The organism is Acinetobacter sp. GW821-FHT01E09, from assembly GCF_059422385.1.
The window spans coordinates 174,751-195,006 of sequence record NZ_JBWKWU010000001.1 but is presented as its reverse complement, the minus strand read 5'-3'; the positions used below and the strand labels follow the sequence as shown (position 1 = coordinate 195,006).

The window sequence follows — 20,256 nt, the reverse complement described above, 5'->3', positions numbered from 1 at the left end:
TATTGGTAAACTTTAAAAAACCGCTCTCGTATAAGCGGTTTTTTAATCTCTAAATTTACTGTTCTAAATGCAGCATTCTTAACTGTAAACTCACATTGCCATTAAATTGATTTTTATCCAATTCATAAACAATACGTACCCTATCTTGCATAGGATCAAAATTGAATTTATCGCGTACATTAAAGGCAATTGCATCAATCGGTTGGCCATTTTCCAAAGCTAAGCGCAATTTCAGATGCACTTCCTTTAACCAACGATAATCGATGACTTTAAAACGCCCTTCAAATACTGGTGCAGGAAACTTTTGCCCCCACGGTCCCAATTGCGCCAAAGTATCTACAGTTTGCAGTTGAAATGCCTGAGCAGGTAATTCTCCATCCGTCCACAACACCGCTTGGAATAGAGCATCATCTGATTGAGCAACCAACTCAGTAAAACGTTGTTTAAATTCTTCAAAATGGTGCTTTCGAATAGTCAAACCCGCCGCCGCTGCATGCCCACCAAAATGACTAATCAAATCAGGATATTGCTCGGCAACTTTTTCAATACTGTCTCGAATATGAATACCATCAATCGAACGAGCGGAACCTTTGATATGAATCCCATCTTTATCTGCCGCAAATACAATACTGGGGCGATGAAATTGCTCTTTTAAACGCCCTGCCACAATACCAATCACACCTTGATGCCAATGCTCTTCAAACATGACCAGCGCTGCGGGTAAATGATCTTGATCAAGCTGTAGATTTTCCAGCGCTGCCAAAGCCTCTTGTTTGATCTCCGACTCAACTTGACGGCGTTCTAAATTTAAATCATTGAGTTGGCGTGCCAAAGTGTGAGCTGTTTGCGTATCGGTTGCCAAAAGACATTCAATACCGATGTCCATGGTTTCCATACGCCCTGCGGCATTAAGACGAGGACCTAACACAAAACCTAAATCAGAGGCTTTTAACTCAGCAGGATCACGCGCTGCAATGTCTAATAAGGCACTAATCCCAGCACGACATTGATTCTGTTGAATCCGTTTAACCCCTGCATCCACTAAGATACGATTGTTATGGTCGAGGCTGGCAACATCGGCATAAGTGCCCAAAGCAACCAAATCCAAATATTGCGGCATTTTTGCAGCCGATTTCCCCAGTTTTGCCCGATGGCTACTTAACTTTGCCAATAGGTAAAATGCCACACCGACGCCAGCCAAAGCCTTACTTGGAAATTCGCACCCTAACTGATTTGGGTTAACAACCGCCTCAGCCTGAGGCGTTTCCTTGGTCGTTAAATGGTGATCGGTGATAATCACCTGCATTCCATGTGACTGTGCTTGTGCTACACCTGCATGACTGGAAATTCCATTGTCGACCGTAATTAATAGATCCGGCTGATATTTTTCAAAAGCCAAATCGGCAATTTTAGGGGTTAGGCCATAACCATATTTAAAACGATCTGGAACGAGGTATTCAACATTGGCCCCCATTTCTCGTAAAGCCAGCATCATCAGTGCGGTACTGGTGGCACCATCTGCATCATAATCACCAACAATCACAATTTTTTTATCTTGATCTAAAGCTTGATCAATTATTTGAATGGCTTGCTCCAAACCTTTCATTTCTGGTGCAAGTAAATATTTAAGTTTTAAATCTAATTCTTGTTCAGATTGCACACCACGACGAGCCAAAATTTCAGCAATAAAGGGTAACACGCCCTGAAAGTTTTCAGGGCGTGTGATCAAAGGTCGTTGTTTAATTTGTAATTTTTGCATTTATGGCATCAAACGTTGTATTGTCCAAGATTCACCGACTTTTTCATAAGTGAGGCGATCATGTAAGCGATTTGGGCGGCCTTGCCAGAATTCATAATACGTCGGCTCTAAACGATAGCCTCCCCAAAATTCAGGTTTAGCCAATTCATTCTTTTCAGCCACTTGATCATACAACGCTTGAAAACGCTGTTGTAAATGTTCACGACTCTCAATCACGCCACTTTGTGGGGTACTGATATGCGCTGCAATTTGGCTATCACGCGGACGTTTATGATAATAATCTGTAGATTCTTGTTCAGATATTTTCTGAACTTGACCACCCACACGAACCTGACGTTCTAACTCAGGCCAATAGAATAGCAATTCTGCATAAGGATTTTCAGCTAAATCTAAGCCTTTTTGACTGTCATAATTGGTATAAAAATCATAACCAGCCTCAGTAGCACCACGCAATAACACAGTACGCACATGTGGACGCCCTTGTGCATTTGCAGTTGCCAACGACATTGCATAGGGTTCATGCAGTTTTGCTTCTAAAGCCAAATTAAACCAATTGAGAAACTGCGCATGAGGATCAGCATCCACCTGCTCCTCATGTAGTTCACCTTTTTGATAAGTAAGACGAAGCTCACTTAAGTCTTTAATTACATCACGCATGAAGCAAAACCTTCTACAGACGATACAATATTTTAAGCCGCATTTTGACGAACAGCATCTGCTAAATGATTTGCCAAATCAGTTACTTCTTGCAGATTATCGCCTTCTACCATAACACGGATGATCGGTTCCGTCCCTGACTTACGAATTAAAATTCGCCCACGTCCTTTAAGTGTGGCTTCTACTTTATCAAACTCGGCAACCAATGCTGGCACCGCAAATGGGTCAAACATTTGTTCAAGGCGAACATTAACCAAAACATTGGGTAAAGTTTTAAAATCTGCAACCAATTCATCTAAAGATTTATTCTGTTCAACCAATACTGTTAACACTTGCAGGGCTGCAATGATTGCATCGCCTGTTGTGCTCTTGTCTAAAGTCAAAATATGACCAGATGGTTCGCCACCAGTCACCCAGTTGTTTTCTTCTAAATTTTGCAATACATAGCGATCACCCACTTTAGCACGCACAAAAGGCACTTTGGCTTTTTCAAGTGCCAATTCTAATGCCATGTTACTCATCACTGTACCCACGATACCCGCCGGTTTTTGAGATGCTTGGGTTGCTAAAATATACAGAATATGGTCGCCATCAATCAATTTACCAAAACGGTCGACCAAAACCACACGATCTGCATCGCCATCAAAAGCAATACCTAAATCTGCTTGATGCTCAATCACGGCTTTTTGTAAATTTTCAGGATGTGTTGAACCACAATCCTTATTGATATTTAAACCATCTGGTTCGTTATAAAGCGCAATAACTTTTGCGCCTAATTCACGAAATACTGCTGGACCTACGCTATACGCTGCACCATTGGCGCAATCCACCACAATTTTTAAATGGCGTAAATTGAAATGATATGGGAATGTCGATTTACAAAACTCGATATAACGACCATTGGCATCTTTAACACGTACACTCTTACCTAAGTTTGCGGTGTCTTCAATGATGATATCGTTCTCAAGCTCTCGGTTAATCGCATCTTGAATCGTATCTGGGAGCTTTTTCCCTTCATCTGAAAAGAATTTAATCCCATTATCAAAATAAGGGTTATGTGAAGCAGAAATCACGATCCCTAAGTTGGCATGCAATGCACGGGTTAAATGGGCAATTGCAGGGGTCGGCAGCGGTCCAAGTAAATGTACATAAACACCTGCAGCATTGAGACCCGCCTGTAAAGCTGCTTCAAGAATATAACCCGATAAACGAGTATCTTTACCTAAAACTACAATCGGTTTTGATTTTGGGCTAATTTGCTTTAATACTTTCCCTGCCGCAAATCCGAGTTTAAGTGCAAATTCTGGGGTAATTGGGAGTTCACCAAATTTTCCACGAATCCCGTCTGTTCCAAAATAACTCATCTTTTACCCACTTATTATGTGTTGTATAACAATCAATTTTTAAGGTTTACTACTTTACACCAAAATAAAAAAGCCGTCATAAACTGACGGCTTTTTCCAATCAAAATATTACAAAAGATTAACCTACACGATAGTTCGGTGCTTCTTTGGTAATCGTTACATCATGCACATGTGACTCTTGCATACCTGCAGCGGTAATTTTCACAAATTTTGCATTTTGACGTAAATCTTCAATGGTTGCAGAACCGGTATAGCCCATAGATGAACGTAAACCGCCCATCATTTGATGTACGATATTGCCCATTGGACCTTTGTACGGTACGCGGCCTTCAATCCCTTCTGGGACCAATTTTTCAGCGCCTGCTTTCGAGTCTTGGAAATAACGATCGGCAGAACCCGTCGCACCAGCCATTGCACCCAAAGAACCCATACCACGGTATGCTTTGTAATAACGACCTTGGAAGAATTCAACTTCACCAGGCGCTTCTTCAGTACCCGCCATAAGTGAACCCACCATAATCGTGCTTGCACCAGCACCAATCGCTTTTGCCATATCCCCAGAGAAACGGATACCACCATCAGCAATCAATGGAATTTGGTCTTTCAATGCATTGGCAACACTGTCAATTGCAGAGATTTGTGGCATACCAATACCTGCAACGATACGTGTCGTACAGATTGAACCAGGACCAATACCCACTTTCACCGCATCTGCACCCGCATCAAGTAATGCCAAAGCAGCATCACCCGTTGCGATATTACCGCCAATCACTTGAACTTGAGGGAAGTTTGCTTTCACCCAACGTACACGCTCGATCACACCCGCAGAATGACCATGCGCCGTATCCACTACAATCGCATCAACGCCGGCTTCAACCAAAGCTTCAACACGACTTGGAGTTTCAGCGCCAGTACCCACTGCAGCACCAACACGTAAACGACCTAATTCATCTTTACAGCTATTTGGATAAGATTCCGCTTTACGGAAATCTGTAACTGTAATTAAGCCTTTTAGTGCATTGCTTTCATCAACCACCAATACTTTTTCAATACGGTGTTTTTGCAATAATGCTTGAATATTTTCTTTCGATTCATTTTCACGAACAGTCACAAGACGATCTTGCCCTGTCATGATATTGCTTACTGGTTGTTCCAAGTTGGTTACAAAACGAGTATCTCGGCCAGTTACAATCCCAACCACTTTGCCATCTTTAACGACAGGTACACCGCTGATGTTGTTGGCTTGTGTAATTGCCATCAAATCACGAATCGTGGTTTCAGGTGTCACGGTAATTGGATCTTTCACCATTCCCGCTTCGAATTTTTTTACACGGCGAACTTCTGCAGCTTGTGCAGAAATATCCATGTTTTTATGTAAAATACCAATACCACCGTTTTGCGCCATTGCAATCGCCATACGTGACTCTGTCACAGTATCCATTGCTGCTGAAACCATAGGGATGTTCAGTTGAATGCCGCGTGTGAGGCGTGTCTTTAGAGAGACATCTTTTGGGAGGATAGTAGAATAGGCAGGGAGTAATAAGACATCATCGAAGGTTAGCGCTTCTTGAACGATGGTCAACATAACAGTCTCGCTGGTAATTTCCGTGAGCTATTATATACAAATTTCCGTTCAATTTTCATTTTTTATTGTGCGGATTTATCTTATTCTCAATCACACTTTATTTTTCAGTATCTTATTGAAATAAAAATGGGCTTTGAATATAAAATTATCGTGAATTTAACACCACAGTAGACTGTCGACTTACAGTCTCTGCCTTATATCCTAAATTTTCCCAATGAAGCGTTAACACACCTGATCAAAGTCTTCATCATTGCTGGGGGTAGCGACTTCTATTTCGATCAGGGGAATTAAACCATAGCCTTGTCTTGCTTTTGCACATTGTGAATCCCCAGCATGTACTTGTTTGCATGAAGAACTCCGTTGCTCATACATACTACAGCTGACTTGCTGTCCAATCTCACCTTTTAATGCCACACAACGCGGTTGCTTTTGATTGGTGCCCTGCATACAAGAATACACCGCTGTCAAAGGTTCGACATAATCTGGCGGCATGGCTTCTCCTTCTGCCCAATAAAATGAGACTCGGAAAAAGGCGCAACACGCCCCACAACTTAAGCACGCATCCTGTGCTGAGATTTGTGACAACATTTTTTTAAGATTCTCGTTATCAATTTAAAATTTTGGCAAGAAAATCCTAAAAAAAGTCGCACTCAAACTCAATATCTTTTTTGAATTTTTTATTGTGGACAGGTAAACACGGACTCATCCATCAAATCGACACCGCATTGTAAATTTTCGATCCAGTCTAAAAACTGATGAATCATCTCTTTACCAATAAACGGCTTACCATGTTGCGGCACAATCATTTCAATATCCATTTGACGCACCATTTTCACCCATAAACGGATCACCCGATTGGTACACATATAGCGCTGATGAAAACCATGCATGGTTGGAATGTGCATTGCAAAATCTTCAATTGGTTTCGAGGCATCATCAACAATCGATGCACCCATATCACCTGAGAATAAAATTTTTGAAATTGGATCATAAAACTGGAAATTTCCAACGGAATGTAAGAAATGCGCAGGAACCACGATAATGCGCGTTTCTCCCAATGGAATAGAGCCACCTTGGTCAGGCAATTCGATCAGACGTTCTAACCAGCCCCCTTTCATACGGTCACTCATAAATGCTGAGTTTAAATGAGGTAAAAAGCGTGCCCATAATTTAGATGCGACCACTTTGGCATCAGTATAGACCAACCAACGCGGCATTGAGGTAATGATGTCAGGGTCTTGGTGAGATGCCATGACATAGTCTAGATTTTGTAATCGGGTGTATTTATTAAGCTCCATGGTCAGGGGCACATAGGTCAAATCACCGCCCGGATCTAATACTGCTGCACGTTCATTATTTAAAATAAGAAACTGATTGGCTTGTACACCTTCACCTTTCACCAAACTGGTAAAACTTATACATTTATGAGTGCCATTATCAAACAAAACTTGCGACGTGGTGCGATCTAAAGCCATACCAGAAACCCCAAAACCTTTTTTAAAATAAATCTTTAGTTATCCCATACAACATATAAGGTTTTCTTCAAAGTTACAATAAATCTACAACCTAAGTTTAAAGATTATTTGTGTCATCATTCTCAGAATAATAAAAAACCCAACATTAAGTTGGGTTTTCAGCTTTAAAAATAGATGACTTTATTGATGTTCAATCAGCTTGGAAAATTGCACTTAAAAAAAGTAATGCTGAACTAAAGCTGCGACACCAATAATAAAGAAGATTGCAGCTCCAATTTTATGAATCAGAGCAATCGGTAATTTATCTGCCAATTTATTGCCAATAAATACAGCAGGTGCATTGACCAACATAATCCCCAATGTCGTACCTAGAGTTACCCAACCGATGCTGTCAAAGCGTGCAGCAAGTGCCACTGTGGCGATTTGGGTTTTATCCCCAATTTCTGCAAGGAAGAATAATACAAAGGTTGCACCAAAGACCCCATATTTTTGCCATTTATTAATACTTTCAGATTCATCATCCAATTCATCTGGAATCAACATCCACCCAGCCATACCAATAAAGCCAAGTGACACAATCCAAAGTAATACTGTCGGGCTAAGGACTGTGGTAATCCACTGACCAAGCACAGCCGATACACCATGATTGACAATAGTTGCTAATAAAATTGCAAATAAAATAGGAATAGGTTTACGAAAACGTGCAGCAAGAAGTAATGCGAGCAGTTGTGTTTTATCGCCCATTTCGGATAAAGCGACAACCACTAAAGAGATGAAGAAGGCATTTAACATTTCAAAGTCTCTGGCTAGCAATATTTACCGATGACTTACCCCTCCTGCTAGCCAATATGAATAGTCACCTATTCAACGCGGAGTGATAAATCAAAGGTCTTGCCAACAAAAGATAGCTGAGTAAACACCTTCAGCTAAATTGGTTCTTTGCTATGATGACCATACTCTGTTGAGTAATTATGTTGATCATCACCCATTTATCATCTCGCAGATGACAAACAGCGGCTACTCCCCAATGAAGTACAGCTATTCTACAACGCTTTATCAGTCATTTTCAATTTTTAAAAATTAAAAAATTTAAAGCTCAGATAAACTTCAAAAAATATCGTGCCGAAGCATCTTTAATGCCCGCAGAGGATGAATCCAATTTCGTTTCTTCACTAATTTTCAACCCTAGATGGTTATCCTATCGTGGGGCGACATGGATGTCGCCGTTGGGCGGGGGTACAGGACGTACCCCTCGCCCATGAGCAAAAACAAAGTACGGATTTGTTTGCAGCGCAAGGTTTGGCATCCCCTACGAAAAGTGAAGCATCGCCTACGCAATGGTATTTAAACTTTGAATGTAAGGTGTGGCATTGCACGCTTTTTTATAATCAAATAATTTGTTTTTCATATAATTGATTTAATAAAAATATTAATTAAGAGAAATTATATTCTTGTGCCTGAGTTTTTTGACAGATTGACTATATTGAATGATAACTTTAAAGCAGATTTGAAAATTATTGATAAAACAAAATTAGATCCATATAAAAAACCTCGCCTAAAGCGAGGTCTTCTATAATTTAAAACTTAAAGCAAGATGTTACGAATATCTGATAACAACTTGGTCAATTTATTGGTAAATCGCGCAGCATCCGCACCATTAATCACACGGTGGTCATAAGACAATGACAATGGCAACATCAGTTTTGGATCAAAACCTGAGCCGTTCCATACCGGTTGCATGGTTGCAGGTGAGATACCCAAAATCGCAACTTGCGGCCAGTTCACCAATGGCGTAAATGCAGTACCACCAATTGAACCTAGGCTGGTAATGGTAAAGTTTGCACCTTGTAAGTCTTTCGGAGAAAGTTTCTTATCACGTGCTTTTTTACTTAACTCACCCAATTCAATGGCAATTTGCTTAATCGATTTTTGATCAGGATTACGCAATACTGGAACAGTTAAACCATCTGGTGTCGCCACAGCGATTCCCATATGGATTTCTTTACGCAACAGCACAGACTTTTGATCATCTGCCAAGTGACCCGCAAAATAAGGCTCTTCTTTGAGTAAGAACGCCACCGCTTTTGCAATAAAAGCAAGGATCGTTAAGCTAATACCATCTTGCTTAAATTTCCCTTTTAACTCACCGCGCCAAGCTTCTAGTTCCGTAATATCTGCTAAATCAAATTGTGTCACTTGTGGAATGAAATTGTTTAATGACAATTGCGGTACAGACACTTGCTGTAAACGCGTCATTGGTGCAATTTCACTACCACCAAATGCACTGAAATCTGGTAATGCAGGCAAACCTGAAGCGACTGGCGCAGCAGTTGTTTGAGCTGCTGCTTGCGGTGCAGTCAATTTGGCTTTAACAAAAGCAAAAACATCATCCTTCATCACACGTGCATGAGGGCCAGAGGCCTCGACTTGTGATAAAACCACACCCAGTTCACGCGCAAGCTTACGCACAGCAGGACCAGCATAAACTTTGGCATTTTCAGCTTGTTGCGCTTTAGATAACTTTTCAGTACCCGCTTGAGCAACGGCCACTTCAGCTTTTGGCGCTGATGCTGTCGTTTTCGCGGCTGGTGCTGATGCAGCTTGTGATGCTTGAGCGGCTGGTTTTTCTTGCGGTGCTGATGCAGTCTGACCCTGTGCTTCAATCGTCACCAAAGCAGTGCCCTGGCTTACAGACTGATTCAATTCCACATGGATCGCCGTTACCGTACCTGCAACCGTACTTGGCACTTCTACAGAGGCTTTATCCGACTCAGCAACGCAAAGGCTTTGGTCTTTTTCAACTTGATCGCCTACGCTCACCAAGATTTCAGAAATTGTTGCTTTATCTACACCAAGATCAGGAACAGCAACTTCAACTTTACCCGATTGGGCTGGTGCTGATGCTTCTGGTGCAGCAGCTTGAGTTGGTGTTGCTGACGCTTGTTGAGGCGCTTCAGCAGATGCTGCTGCCGAAGTCGTTGCAGCGCCTACAGTTTTCACTGTAATCAGTACCACACCTTCTTTAACATTATCGCCTTCTTTGACCACAACACTTTCAACCGTGCCAGCAACTGTACTTGGAACTTCAACCGTTGCTTTATCCGATTCCACTACAACGATGCTGTCATCTACCGCAATTTCGTCGCCCACTTTAACCAGAACTTCGCCGACCAAAGCTTTTTCAACACCAATATCTGGCACTTGAACTTCAACTGTTTGAGATGAAGCTGTCGTAGATGCAGAAGGTGCAGCAGACGCCACAGGTTCAGCTTTAGTTTCTACAGCAGGTTCAGTTTTTGCAGCTTCTTGAGTAGGCTGTGCTGGTGTTTCTGTCTCTGTTGCATCCGCAGATTCAACTTCGATCAACACAGCACCTTCTGAAACTTCATCACCTTCCGTAACAGCAATACTTTTAACCACACCTGCTGAAGTGCTTGGCACTTCAACAGAGGCTTTGTCCGACTCAAGTAGAACGATACTGTCATCAACAGCGATGGTATCCCCTACTTTCACCAAGATTTCTGCAACAGTGGCCTTATCAACGCCAATATCAGGAGTTTTAACTTGCATCATTATTTCTCCTCTGTCACTTCAGTATAAGCAGCAACTTCTTGTACAGATGGATGCGCTTGCGGTAACCATGCAACTGGACGATCAACATCAAGCTCAAATGAAGAGATTGCATCTTTCACTAAACGTGGATCAACTTCGCCTTCATCAGCAAGTTTTTTCAATGTTGCAACCACAATGTGTGCCGCATCTACACCAAAGTAACTGCGCAAATTACTGCGTGTATCTGAACGACCATAACCATCTGTACCCAATGTTACATATGGACGGCTATCTGGAAGATAAGCACGGATCTGTTCGCTATAGGCACGCATATGATCTGTTGCTGAAACAACAATACCATCCGTGTCACGTAATTGCTGAGAAACCCAAGACTCTTTACCGTCTTCAAGTGGATGTAAGCGATTGTATTCTTCAACAGCCATACCATCACGTGCCAATTCATTGAAGCTTGTTACACTCCATACATTGGAATGGATTTGGTATTCATCACGTAAAATTTGCCCAGCTTTAATCACTTCACGCAGAATCACGCCTGAACCCAATAACTGAACTGTGGCTTTTTCATCTTTATTGAACAAGTACATACCACGTTTGATGCCTTCTTCAGCACCTTCTGGCAATGCAGGTTGGTCATAGTTTTCATTCATGAGCGTCAAGTAATAGAACACACGTTCCTGATTCACATACATACGTTGTAAACCATCATGCACAATCACAGCTAACTCATAACCAAAGCAAGGATCATACGCTACACAGTTCGGAATCGTACCTGCCAAGATATGAGAATGACCATCTTGGTGTTGTAAACCTTCACCATTTAATGTTGTACGACCAGCTGTTGCACCACACAAGAAGCCTTGTGCCTGAGAATCACCCGCTGCCCATGCAATATCCCCAATACGTTGGAAACCAAACATTGAGTAATACATATACATTGGAATCATTGGTAAGTTATTGGTTGAATAACTGGTACCCAATGCTGACCAAGCGCTCATTGCACCTGCTTCATTGATTCCTTCTTGCAACATGTGACCATCTTTCGCTTCACGATAGTTCATGAGCTGTTCTTGGTCTTCTGGGGTATAGTTTTGTCCATGCGCAGCATAGATACCCAACTGACGGAACATACCCTCTAAACCGAAAGTACGCGCTTCATCAGGTACGATAGGCACAACACGGTCTTTAATGGCTTTTTCTTTTAACAATGCTGCAATCAAACGTACCATAACCATCGTGGTTGATTGTTCTTTACCGCCACTGCCTTTAAGCACACCATCAAATACTGAAATATCAGGAATCGCCAATACTTCACTGTCTTTACGACGTGCAGGCAAATAACCACCTAAAGCTTCACGACGTGCTTTCATATATTTCAATTCAGGTGAGTTTTCACCTGGACGATAAAATGGAAGCTCTTCAAGTTGCTCATCAGAGAATGGTAAATTGAAACGGTCACGTACATATTTCAATGAATCGTGTTGCATTTTCTTGATTTGGTGGGTTTTGTTGACGGCTTCAATCTCGTCAGACAAACCATAACCTTTGACTGTTTTCGCCAAGATTACAGTCGGTTGACCATTGCTGGTCATTGCTGCTGCATATGCGGCATATACTTTGTATGGGTCATGACCACCGCGATTCAGATTATCAATATCTTCATCACTTAAGCCTTTCACCAACTCCGCAGCTTCTGGGTATTTACCAAAGAATTTTTCACGGGTATAAGCGCCACCTTTTACTTGGTAGCGTTGGTATTCACCATCCAGCGTTTCATCCATACGGGCTTTTAAAGCACCTGAGGTGTCTTTGTCCAATAAAGGATCCCAATGACGACCCCAGACCACCTTAATCACACGCCAGCCTGCACCACGGAACAGTGACTCTAGCTCTTGAATGATTTTACCGTTACCACGTACAGGACCATCTAGACGCTGTAAGTTACAGTTAACCACCCAGATTAAGTTGTCTAATTTTTCGCGACCCGCAAGCGAGATTGCACCTAAGCTTTCTGGCTCATCCATTTCACCATCGCCAAGATACGCCCAAACTTTACGGTTTTCTTCTTTGATCAAGCCACGATTCATCAAGTACTTTTGAATGTGCGCTTGATAAATTGACATGATTGGACCAAGGCCCATCGAAACGGTTGGGAACTGCCAGTAATCTGGCATTAAGTAAGGATGAGGATAACTTGAAAGTCCCTGACCACCCACTTCACGACGGAAATTACTCAATTGATCTTCAGTCAAACGACCTTCTAAAAATGAACGTGCGTAAATACCTGGCGCACAATGACCTTGGTAATAGATCATGTCGCCACCAAAGCTATCGCTATTGGCACGGAAGAAATGGTTAAAACCGACATCATATAGGGTCGCTGAAGACGCGAAACTTGCCAAGTGACCACCTAAGTCATCACCTGTTTTATTGGCACGTAGAACCATTGCCAAAGCATTCCAACGAATTAATGCTCGAATACGACGCTCCATATCTTGGTCGCCTGGCATCGCTGGAGATTCTTCAACTGGAATGGTATTTAAATAAGGGGTATTTAGACGCTGAATAGGTACATGCTTCGAAATTGCTTGTTGATATAATTTTTCTAATAAAAACGCAGCACGATCCGTACCCATATGCTGGAGCACTGAATCAAAGGCATCTTGCCATTCTTGTGTTTCCTGAGCGTCGCTATCACCATAATACGCCATTTCCCACTTACTCCTTGAATAGTTTTCTATATATTATATGTATCATGTTTTAGGCCTGTTAAGTTATCGTTACAGCCAAATGCAGATTGTAAGGATTATTTAGCAACTAAATAGTTGTTGACTAATTAACACTTAAAATAACAAAAAACCGCCAATAAAGGCGGTTTTTTATACAAAATAATTTTTTATTTGATGATAGTCTGAATACAGTATTTAATTCATCGCGACTACGAATTCAACCATGCATACAGAGCATCAGTCATAAGCTCAACAATCAAATGTTTAGCATTATGGCAACATGGCTAAGTAAGAAGATGGATTTTTACGTTGACCATCTTTCACTACTTCATAATGCAAATGAGGACCTGTGCAACGACCTGTGCAACCCACGTTGGCAATATGTTCACCAGCCTTCACCTGATCACCCACACGGGCAATTAGACGTGAAGCATGCGCATAACGTGTAATATAGCCATTGCCATGGTTAATTTCTACATATTGACCATAACCAGTGCCCCAACCAGACTTGGTTACGATACCAGGACCTGTTGCATAAATTGGTGTACCACTTGGTGCTGAAAGATCTAAACCAGAATGATGTTCGGCACGACCACCCATTGTACGACCACCAAAATCAGAGCTTACGCGCTTCATGTCTGGAAGAGGATGAGTGACTAACCAAGAATATGGAGAGTTTGCTGTATAACGAGAAGCAGAGTTTGCGCTAGAACCGTATTTTTTAGCGATACTTGCATTGTTTAACTCGATTGGCGCATCCTGGCTACGTAAAGTAATATTCATCTTTGCTGAAGCAGGAAGATCTAAATCATCTGGATTATAAGAGCCTTGAGATAAAGTCTTGGATAATTGTTCTAAACGATCTGGTGATTGAACCAAGTCTGCAAATGCAGCGGTTGCAGCGGAAGCTGCTAAAGTAAAAGCCAATAAAATACGTCGCGTATGCATAAAAACCTCTTTAACTGTTCTTAGTCAAGTTTCTTGAGTGATCTCATCCTTGATATCTATCGAAATGAGCGCTTAAGATAAGACATAAATATGTAGGAACCATGTATGTCTGAACCCAAAAACGTCTTTCAACCAACAAGACAACACTTAAAAACAGGAAACTTATCGTTTCTTACAAAGCAAGTTGCCGAATGGCAAAAACTTACTAAATTAATTCAACCGCTACTTCCTCAACCTGAGAATTGGCGAGTTGTCTGTTATCAATACGGTATTTTGACCATCACCGGTGAAAATCAAGCCATGATTAGTCAACTCGGTTATCTTCAAAAACAGTATATTTCTCAATTGTCACAAATCAACGAACTTCGTGATTTACAAAAACTGCAAGTTCGTTTACGTATTCAAAACAGCAATACTGAAACACCCCCACAACGCCATAAAACTGTAAGAAGCATACAACCTGCAACATCTGAAATGTTACAAAATGCCGCTAGTTTTGTGAGCGACCCTAAGCTTAGCCAAGCTTTACTACGTTTGGCAAGCAATAAAAAGTAAACTGATTAGATTAAATTAAGATTAAAACTGATCAAAATATGACAGATATCACACTTTTTATTGTTACATTATAACACAATGCCTAAAAGACAAAGACTTATGTCACGTTGACAAAATGAATTGGGCACAGCTTCTCGTCATCAAATGTTACAATTTCATAGCTGCTTGGATCGCTTTTAACATTGCGTAAAAGTTGATTATTCAGTGCATGACCCGATTTATAGCCATCGAATTTGGCAATAATTTGATGTCCAAGTAGGTATAAATCACCGACTGCATCCAAAATTTTATGCCGAACAAACTCATCAGCAAAACGTAGACCTTCTTCATTGACCACGCCAGTATCATCTAAACCAACAGCATTATCTAAGCTCGCACCCAATGCTAAATTATTGGCTTTTAAATAATCGAGATCTTTCATAAAACCAAAAGTACGTGCACCACTGACTTCATAGACAAATGTTTCTGTTGAAAAATCAATGGTCGCCGATTGGTATTCTTTTGCAAAGGCAGGATGATCAAAGTCGATGGTGAAGTTGATTTGAAAACCATCGTGAGGGGTAAAAATTGCACGCTTATCTTCTATGAGTGCTTCAACAGGTTTGAGAATCCGAATAAATTTTTTCGGTGCGTCTTGTTCTACTAATTCGCCCTGCATGAGTAAATATATAAATGGACCTGCACTACCATCCATAATTGGTATTTCAGAAGCAGACACTTCTATAATCAGGTTATCTATACCCAAGCCAGCGATTGCACTGGTGACATGTTCAATGGTGCCAACCTTGGTTTCATGACTGACCAAATTGGAACACATGAATGCTTCTTGAATCAGCATGGCATCTGCAGGCAGATCGACAGGTGGATTTAAATCGATACGGCGAAATACAATACCCCCATCCGCCACATGTGGCAAAAAGTTAATCATGACTTTTTGTCCGCTATGTAGTCCGATGCCACTCGCTTTAACGACTCGCTTCAGGGTACGTTGTTTCAACATGCTAATTCGGTCTTCATTCTCAAATCCGCTATACGTTAGCACATTTAGCCATTGATAAAAAACAAAAAAGGTAATGAATCTCACTACCTTTTCCATTGATATTAATTATTTTTAATAATTATCAATCATTTACGCTGTTGATTTTTCAAATAATCTTGAATACTCATTGGCGTAGAACGACCGCTTGAACTTGGTGCTGCAACAGGTGCACCATCTTCTTGACGTTTATTGATCGCAGGAACATCATCTTCATCAACCACAGTGTTGTGGCTGGCTTGCTGGCTATATGATTGCGCAACATTGCTGATATGGGTTCTGCGTTTTGCTTCAGTTGCATCACTGGCATTACGTGTTAAACCTGTAGCAATTACAGTGACACGGATTTCATCACGTGCGTCGGGATCAAATACAGTACCAAAGAACACCTCACCTTCTTCAAGGTCAACAATCTGGTTCACAACATCTGTAATCACTTCAGTTTCACGTAAAGTCACATCAGCACCGCCAGTGATGTTAATCAACACCCCTTTGGCATTCATGATATTTACATTATCCAATAACGGACTACGGATCGCCAAACGTGCAGCTTCTTCAGCACGGTCTGGACCACTACTCTTCCCTTCACCCATCATTGCATAACCACGTGTACTCATCGCAGTTTTCAAGTCAGCAAAGTCAAGGTTAATATGACCCGGACGAACAACCAGATCAAAAATACTACGTACCGCATTCAGCAACACGTCATCTGCTTTACGGTAAGCATCTTGCATAGAGATGTCACCATAAACGCTGAGTAAACGTTGGTTCGGTATAATAATTAAAGAATCAACATGTTGTTCTAATGCTTCAATCCCTTTTTCAGCCGAACGTTGACGACGACGACCTTCAAAGTTAAATGGCGTTGTCACCACACCCACGGTAAGAATACCCATTTCTTGAGCAATCTCAGCAACAACGGGTGCAGCACCTGTACCTGTACCACCGCCCATTCCAGCAGTCACAAATACCATATCGGCACCTTCAAGGTGTTGACGGATTTGCTCACGGCTTTCTTCAGCAGCAATTTGACCTACATCTGGATTAGCACCAGCACCCAAACCACGTGTGCTTTGCTCACCAAGTTGCATTTTAAAAGGCGCATTCATACGATCAAGGGCTTGCTTGTCTGTATTTGCACAAACAAATTTTACACCTTTAATGTCAGATTGCACCATGTGTTGTACAGCATTACCACCGCCGCCACCAACACCAAACACAGTAAAACGGGCTTGACCGTTGTTATCGGTTTGTCCATCGTCTAAAAATTCAAATGAGGCCATGACCTTTAGATTTCCTAATATAATTTGGCAGTCACTTAAGCCCGTATACTGCCTTGATCTTCAATAATAAAAATTGTTTTTAGGATGCTGTTCATTGCAGAGCTTGTCAAGTATTGGACAGAACACTTACAACTTCCTAACAATATTCCCCAAAAAACCACACCTAAAAAATACCTTTTAATTTGTTATTTAAGGCATTCCAACCATTCACAATCCGATCAAAGAATGGTCTTCCACCTTGAACTTCAGGTTCTTCAATCGCCTCTTGCATGTCACTTTGACTAAACAAAAGTAACCCTGCTGCTGTAGCATACATTGAACGACGTAAAGATGGTAAATTCTGATCATCGGTCACCACTTGTAACGGTGGATTGCCTAAGTGTGCAGAGATACCCAACATACGACGAGCCAATGTCACCATGCCTTCAATCTGGCAAACATCACCTGTCAGTACTACACCATGATACAAACTTTGTAGTGCACTACGTTGTTCTAATTCGTATCGTACTTTACCTAAGATATCTTCATAACGTGCGATAATAATTTCAGTCAACTCAATACGACTAATGGTTTGTGGGCCATCAATTGCCTCAAACTGAATCATATGATCCGGTTTAACTTGGTGAATGTCGACACAACCATGCAGTAACTTAATCCGTTCAGCTTCTTCGGTTGTGGTTTGCAATACAGTGGCAATATCACGGGTGACATTTTCACCACCACATTGAATGGTATGAGCTAATGCCAAATGCCCTTCAATATAGACTGCAATATTGGTCGTTCCAGCACCGATATCGAGTAAACAAACGCCATATTCTTTTTCATCTTTCAGCAAACTGCCTTCTGCAGTTGCTAAACAAGACACCACCATTTTTTCAACCGAAATATTGGCGCCTTTCATTGCACGATCCAAGTTTTGCATAGTGCTGATTGGCATCATCATCAATTGATAATGGGCTGTCATACTATTGGCAGATAAATTGATTGGGCTCTGTACCCACTCACTTGAATCATCCAGCTCAAAACCTAAAGGCACTGCACTTGCTAAGTAATGATCGGCTGTCATATGACTGGCTTTAGCAAGCTCTAATGCACGCACCACTTCAGTTGTCGTAATGGTATGTTCTGAATTTGAAATCGGTGTACGACCAATCGCATAATGGCTTTGTAATTCGGTGCTTGGAATTGAAACCCAAGCTGAATGAATACGACACTCAGCCATATCTTCAGCTTCTTGAACGGCTTGTTTAATTGCATTTGTGACTTTATCAAGGCTCACAATTTTGCCTTTATTCATTCCTTTATTGCGTGCGCTTGCCATGCCAATAACCTGAATATTATCAGGGGCATGTACTTTACCAATCAGTACTGAAACTTTATGTGTCCCAATGTCAATTGCAACAACTGAGGGAACAGCTTCATTCATCACTTTGCTACCATTATCTTCATTGTTTATGTTTGGCTATATGCCTCTTTTTCAAGCCACGTATTATGGCTGTGCAACCATCCCACCTGCAACGCTTATGTCATTACTGGTTACAACAAATTGACCATTCACAATCTTTGGTGAAATAGAATTTCTCCATTGAATTGCCAAACCATTTCGGTAGCGCAAATCAATGGCGGAAATATTCGACCAAGCGGGTTTCAAATCAGTTTGAGCCAGATGACTTAAACGTTGTAGCTTACTCATGGTTTGATCTTGATCTACGATCACCCGTAGTCCCGAATCAAACTGCATAAACCAAGTCATACGTTCAGTGAGATAAAGCTCTTTTAAACGTAAGTTGACTGGGTGAAATAATTGATTAATTTCATTATAGCGACGCATCATCACTTTGGATTGGCTGAGCGGCCCATGAAGCAATGGCAAGTTTGAATAATTCTTCGCCACCGCTTCTGTATAGACATCTCCAGCATCACTCAGTAATCGCCCGGTTCCCCAACGTGCGATTGCATGACGCGGCATAATCCGCACACGAATACCATTTGGCCATGCCCGTGAAACCACAACACGATCCACCCATGATACTTCTAGTGCTTTATCTCGAATCTGTTCTAAATCCGAGGTGAAATAATTATTTTTAACAACAGGCGCCAAATGTTGTGTAATCGCTTGTGACTCTACCGGTGAGGTGGTACCTACCACTTGAAGTGTGGCCACCCGAGCATCGGTAATCACTTTATACAGACCATAGATTCCTGCAAATAGCACAGCAATAGCAATGACCATAAGCAACCAGCTTCCCACGTTGAGAAGCTTTTCCTGACGTGTTGGCGGCTTATCGTGTATTGATGTAATTGCCGCACGTTTGCGACGCATCGAAGCAGGAAGTTGAGCCATAAACTTAGTGTGCTTGTTCCATGAGCGTTTGCGCTAAAATCGCAACACACAATTCATCAAAGCTATAACCTACAGCTTTTGCGGCTTTAGGCACAAGCGAGTGACTGGTCATGCCAGGCACTGTATTCACCTCTAATAACCAGAAATGACCTTGTTCATCTAACATCGCATCAATCCGTCCCCAACCACTGGCACCGACTGCTTGGAAAGCACGTAAACACAATTCTTGTAAGTTCTTTTCTTCTGACTCGCTTAAACCACATGGAATACCATATTCCACGTCATTACGGTTATATTTTGCTTCATAGTCATAGAATGCAACATCAGCAGGTGGTTGCAAACGAATCACGGGTAATGGCAAACCATTGAGGAAAGAAATGGTATATTCACGCCCCGTGATCCATTTTTCAGCCATCACCACAGCATCATGTACTGTGGCTTTTTCAATTGCAGCAGCAAGGTCTTCCGCTTTTTCAACCTTGCTCATACCAACACTAGAACCTTCATGTACAGGCTTAATGATTAATGGTAAGCCAAGACTTTCAATCACTTCAGTTAAATCAGAATCTTTAGAAATAATACGATAAGGTGCTGTCGGTAAATCTGAACCTTGCCAGATTTGTTTGGTTTTAACTTTGTCCATACCAATTGCTGAACCCTGAACACCTGTACCTGTATACGGTACATTCATCCATTCTAGCGCGCCTTGGATTTGACCGTCTTCACCACCACGACCATGCAATACAATAAATGCGCGATCATAGCCCACAAGTTCCGTCACGCTACGTTCTTGTGGATCGAAGCCTTCCGCATTCACACCCGAACGTAATAATGCTTCTAAAACAGCTTTACCACTATCTAATGACACCTCACGCTCAGCAGATTTCCCACCAAGCAACACCGCTACTTTGCCGAATTTAGAAGCATTTGACACGTTTAAATCCTTAAACT

Annotated in this window: 16 protein-coding genes and 1 riboswitch; of the genes, 1 reads left to right on the top strand and 15 read right to left on the bottom strand. The window is 41.6% G+C overall.

Annotated features, from left to right (window positions below):
• Nucleotides 1-55: 55 nt before the first annotated feature.
• The 10 genes from recJ to AC07U8_RS00825 all read right to left on the bottom strand — a co-directional run bounded on the left by recJ (nucleotide 56) and on the right by AC07U8_RS00825 (nucleotide 14,087).
• Nucleotides 56-1,759, bottom strand: a complete 1,704-nt coding sequence (recJ, locus tag AC07U8_RS00870) for a single-stranded-DNA-specific exonuclease RecJ (RefSeq protein ID WP_096732614.1) — start codon at nucleotides 1,757-1,759, stop codon at nucleotides 56-58.
• Entirely contained in the window at nucleotides 1,760-2,416 is a 657-nt protein-coding gene (gene pdxH, locus AC07U8_RS00865) for a pyridoxamine 5'-phosphate oxidase (protein WP_096732612.1), read from the bottom strand. It abuts the gene before it with no gap.
• A gap of 32 nt (nucleotides 2,417-2,448) precedes the next feature.
• The gene (gene glmM, locus AC07U8_RS00860) at nucleotides 2,449-3,780 is read right to left on the bottom strand and encodes a phosphoglucosamine mutase (RefSeq protein ID WP_004818404.1); all 1,332 of its coding nucleotides are present in this window, start codon (nucleotides 3,778-3,780) and stop codon (nucleotides 2,449-2,451) included.
• Between the two features lie 118 nt (nucleotides 3,781-3,898).
• The gene (gene guaB / locus AC07U8_RS00855; RefSeq protein ID WP_004718605.1) at nucleotides 3,899-5,365 is read right to left on the bottom strand and encodes an IMP dehydrogenase; all 1,467 of its coding nucleotides are present in this window, start codon (nucleotides 5,363-5,365) and stop codon (nucleotides 3,899-3,901) included.
• A 222-nt stretch (nucleotides 5,366-5,587) separates the two neighbouring features.
• Nucleotides 5,588-5,953, bottom strand: a complete 366-nt coding sequence (locus tag AC07U8_RS00850; RefSeq protein WP_081407361.1) for a YkgJ family cysteine cluster protein — start codon at nucleotides 5,951-5,953, stop codon at nucleotides 5,588-5,590.
• 89 nt (nucleotides 5,954-6,042) lie between these two features.
• The gene (locus AC07U8_RS00845) at nucleotides 6,043-6,840 is read right to left on the bottom strand and encodes an oxygen-binding di-iron domain-containing protein (protein ID WP_004718609.1); all 798 of its coding nucleotides are present in this window, start codon (nucleotides 6,838-6,840) and stop codon (nucleotides 6,043-6,045) included.
• A gap of 213 nt (nucleotides 6,841-7,053) precedes the next feature.
• The gene (locus AC07U8_RS00840) at nucleotides 7,054-7,632 is read right to left on the bottom strand and encodes a TMEM165/GDT1 family protein (RefSeq protein WP_096732608.1); all 579 of its coding nucleotides are present in this window, start codon (nucleotides 7,630-7,632) and stop codon (nucleotides 7,054-7,056) included.
• An 88-nt stretch (nucleotides 7,633-7,720) separates the two neighbouring features.
• Nucleotides 7,721-7,878: riboswitch (yybP-ykoY riboswitch) on the bottom strand.
• Nucleotides 7,879-8,424: 546 nt separating this feature from the next.
• Nucleotides 8,425-10,410: a 2-oxo acid dehydrogenase subunit E2 gene (locus tag AC07U8_RS00835; RefSeq protein ID WP_171478431.1), complete on the bottom strand. Its 1,986-nt coding sequence runs from the start codon at nucleotides 10,408-10,410 to the stop codon at nucleotides 8,425-8,427.
• A 2-nt stretch (nucleotides 10,411-10,412) separates the two neighbouring features.
• A complete protein-coding gene (gene aceE, locus AC07U8_RS00830) occupies nucleotides 10,413-13,121 on the bottom strand; it encodes a pyruvate dehydrogenase (acetyl-transferring), homodimeric type (RefSeq protein ID WP_096732604.1) in 2,709 nt (902 codons plus the stop codon).
• A gap of 288 nt (nucleotides 13,122-13,409) precedes the next feature.
• On the bottom strand, nucleotides 13,410-14,087 hold the full coding sequence (locus tag AC07U8_RS00825; RefSeq protein WP_004718614.1) for a M23 family metallopeptidase: 678 nt from the start codon (nucleotides 14,085-14,087) through the stop codon (nucleotides 13,410-13,412).
• Nucleotides 14,088-14,192: 105 nt separating this feature from the next.
• Between AC07U8_RS00825 and AC07U8_RS00820 the strand changes: the two genes are divergently transcribed.
• Nucleotides 14,193-14,642, top strand: coding sequence for a DUF721 domain-containing protein (locus AC07U8_RS00820; RefSeq protein ID WP_419262403.1), 450 nt, complete (start codon nucleotides 14,193-14,195; stop codon nucleotides 14,640-14,642).
• Between the two features lie 97 nt (nucleotides 14,643-14,739).
• Here the strand turns inward: AC07U8_RS00820 and lpxC are convergent, their stop codons facing one another.
• The 5 genes from lpxC to AC07U8_RS00795 form a co-directional block, all read right to left on the bottom strand.
• Nucleotides 14,740-15,642: a UDP-3-O-acyl-N-acetylglucosamine deacetylase gene (gene lpxC, locus AC07U8_RS00815; RefSeq protein WP_016539103.1), complete on the bottom strand. Its 903-nt coding sequence runs from the start codon at nucleotides 15,640-15,642 to the stop codon at nucleotides 14,740-14,742.
• Nucleotides 15,643-15,767: 125 nt separating this feature from the next.
• A complete protein-coding gene (gene ftsZ, locus AC07U8_RS00810; RefSeq protein WP_004718620.1) occupies nucleotides 15,768-16,961 on the bottom strand; it encodes a cell division protein FtsZ in 1,194 nt (397 codons plus the stop codon).
• 163 nt (nucleotides 16,962-17,124) lie between these two features.
• Nucleotides 17,125-18,387, bottom strand: a complete 1,263-nt coding sequence (gene ftsA / locus AC07U8_RS00805; protein ID WP_494737127.1) for a cell division protein FtsA — start codon at nucleotides 18,385-18,387, stop codon at nucleotides 17,125-17,127.
• A 63-nt stretch (nucleotides 18,388-18,450) separates the two neighbouring features.
• Entirely contained in the window at nucleotides 18,451-19,305 is an 855-nt protein-coding gene (locus AC07U8_RS00800; RefSeq protein ID WP_034611259.1) for a cell division protein FtsQ/DivIB, read from the bottom strand.
• 4 nt (nucleotides 19,306-19,309) lie between these two features.
• Nucleotides 19,310-20,239, bottom strand: coding sequence for a D-alanine--D-alanine ligase (locus AC07U8_RS00795; protein WP_096732597.1), 930 nt, complete (start codon nucleotides 20,237-20,239; stop codon nucleotides 19,310-19,312).
• Nucleotides 20,240-20,256 lie beyond the last annotated feature (17 nt).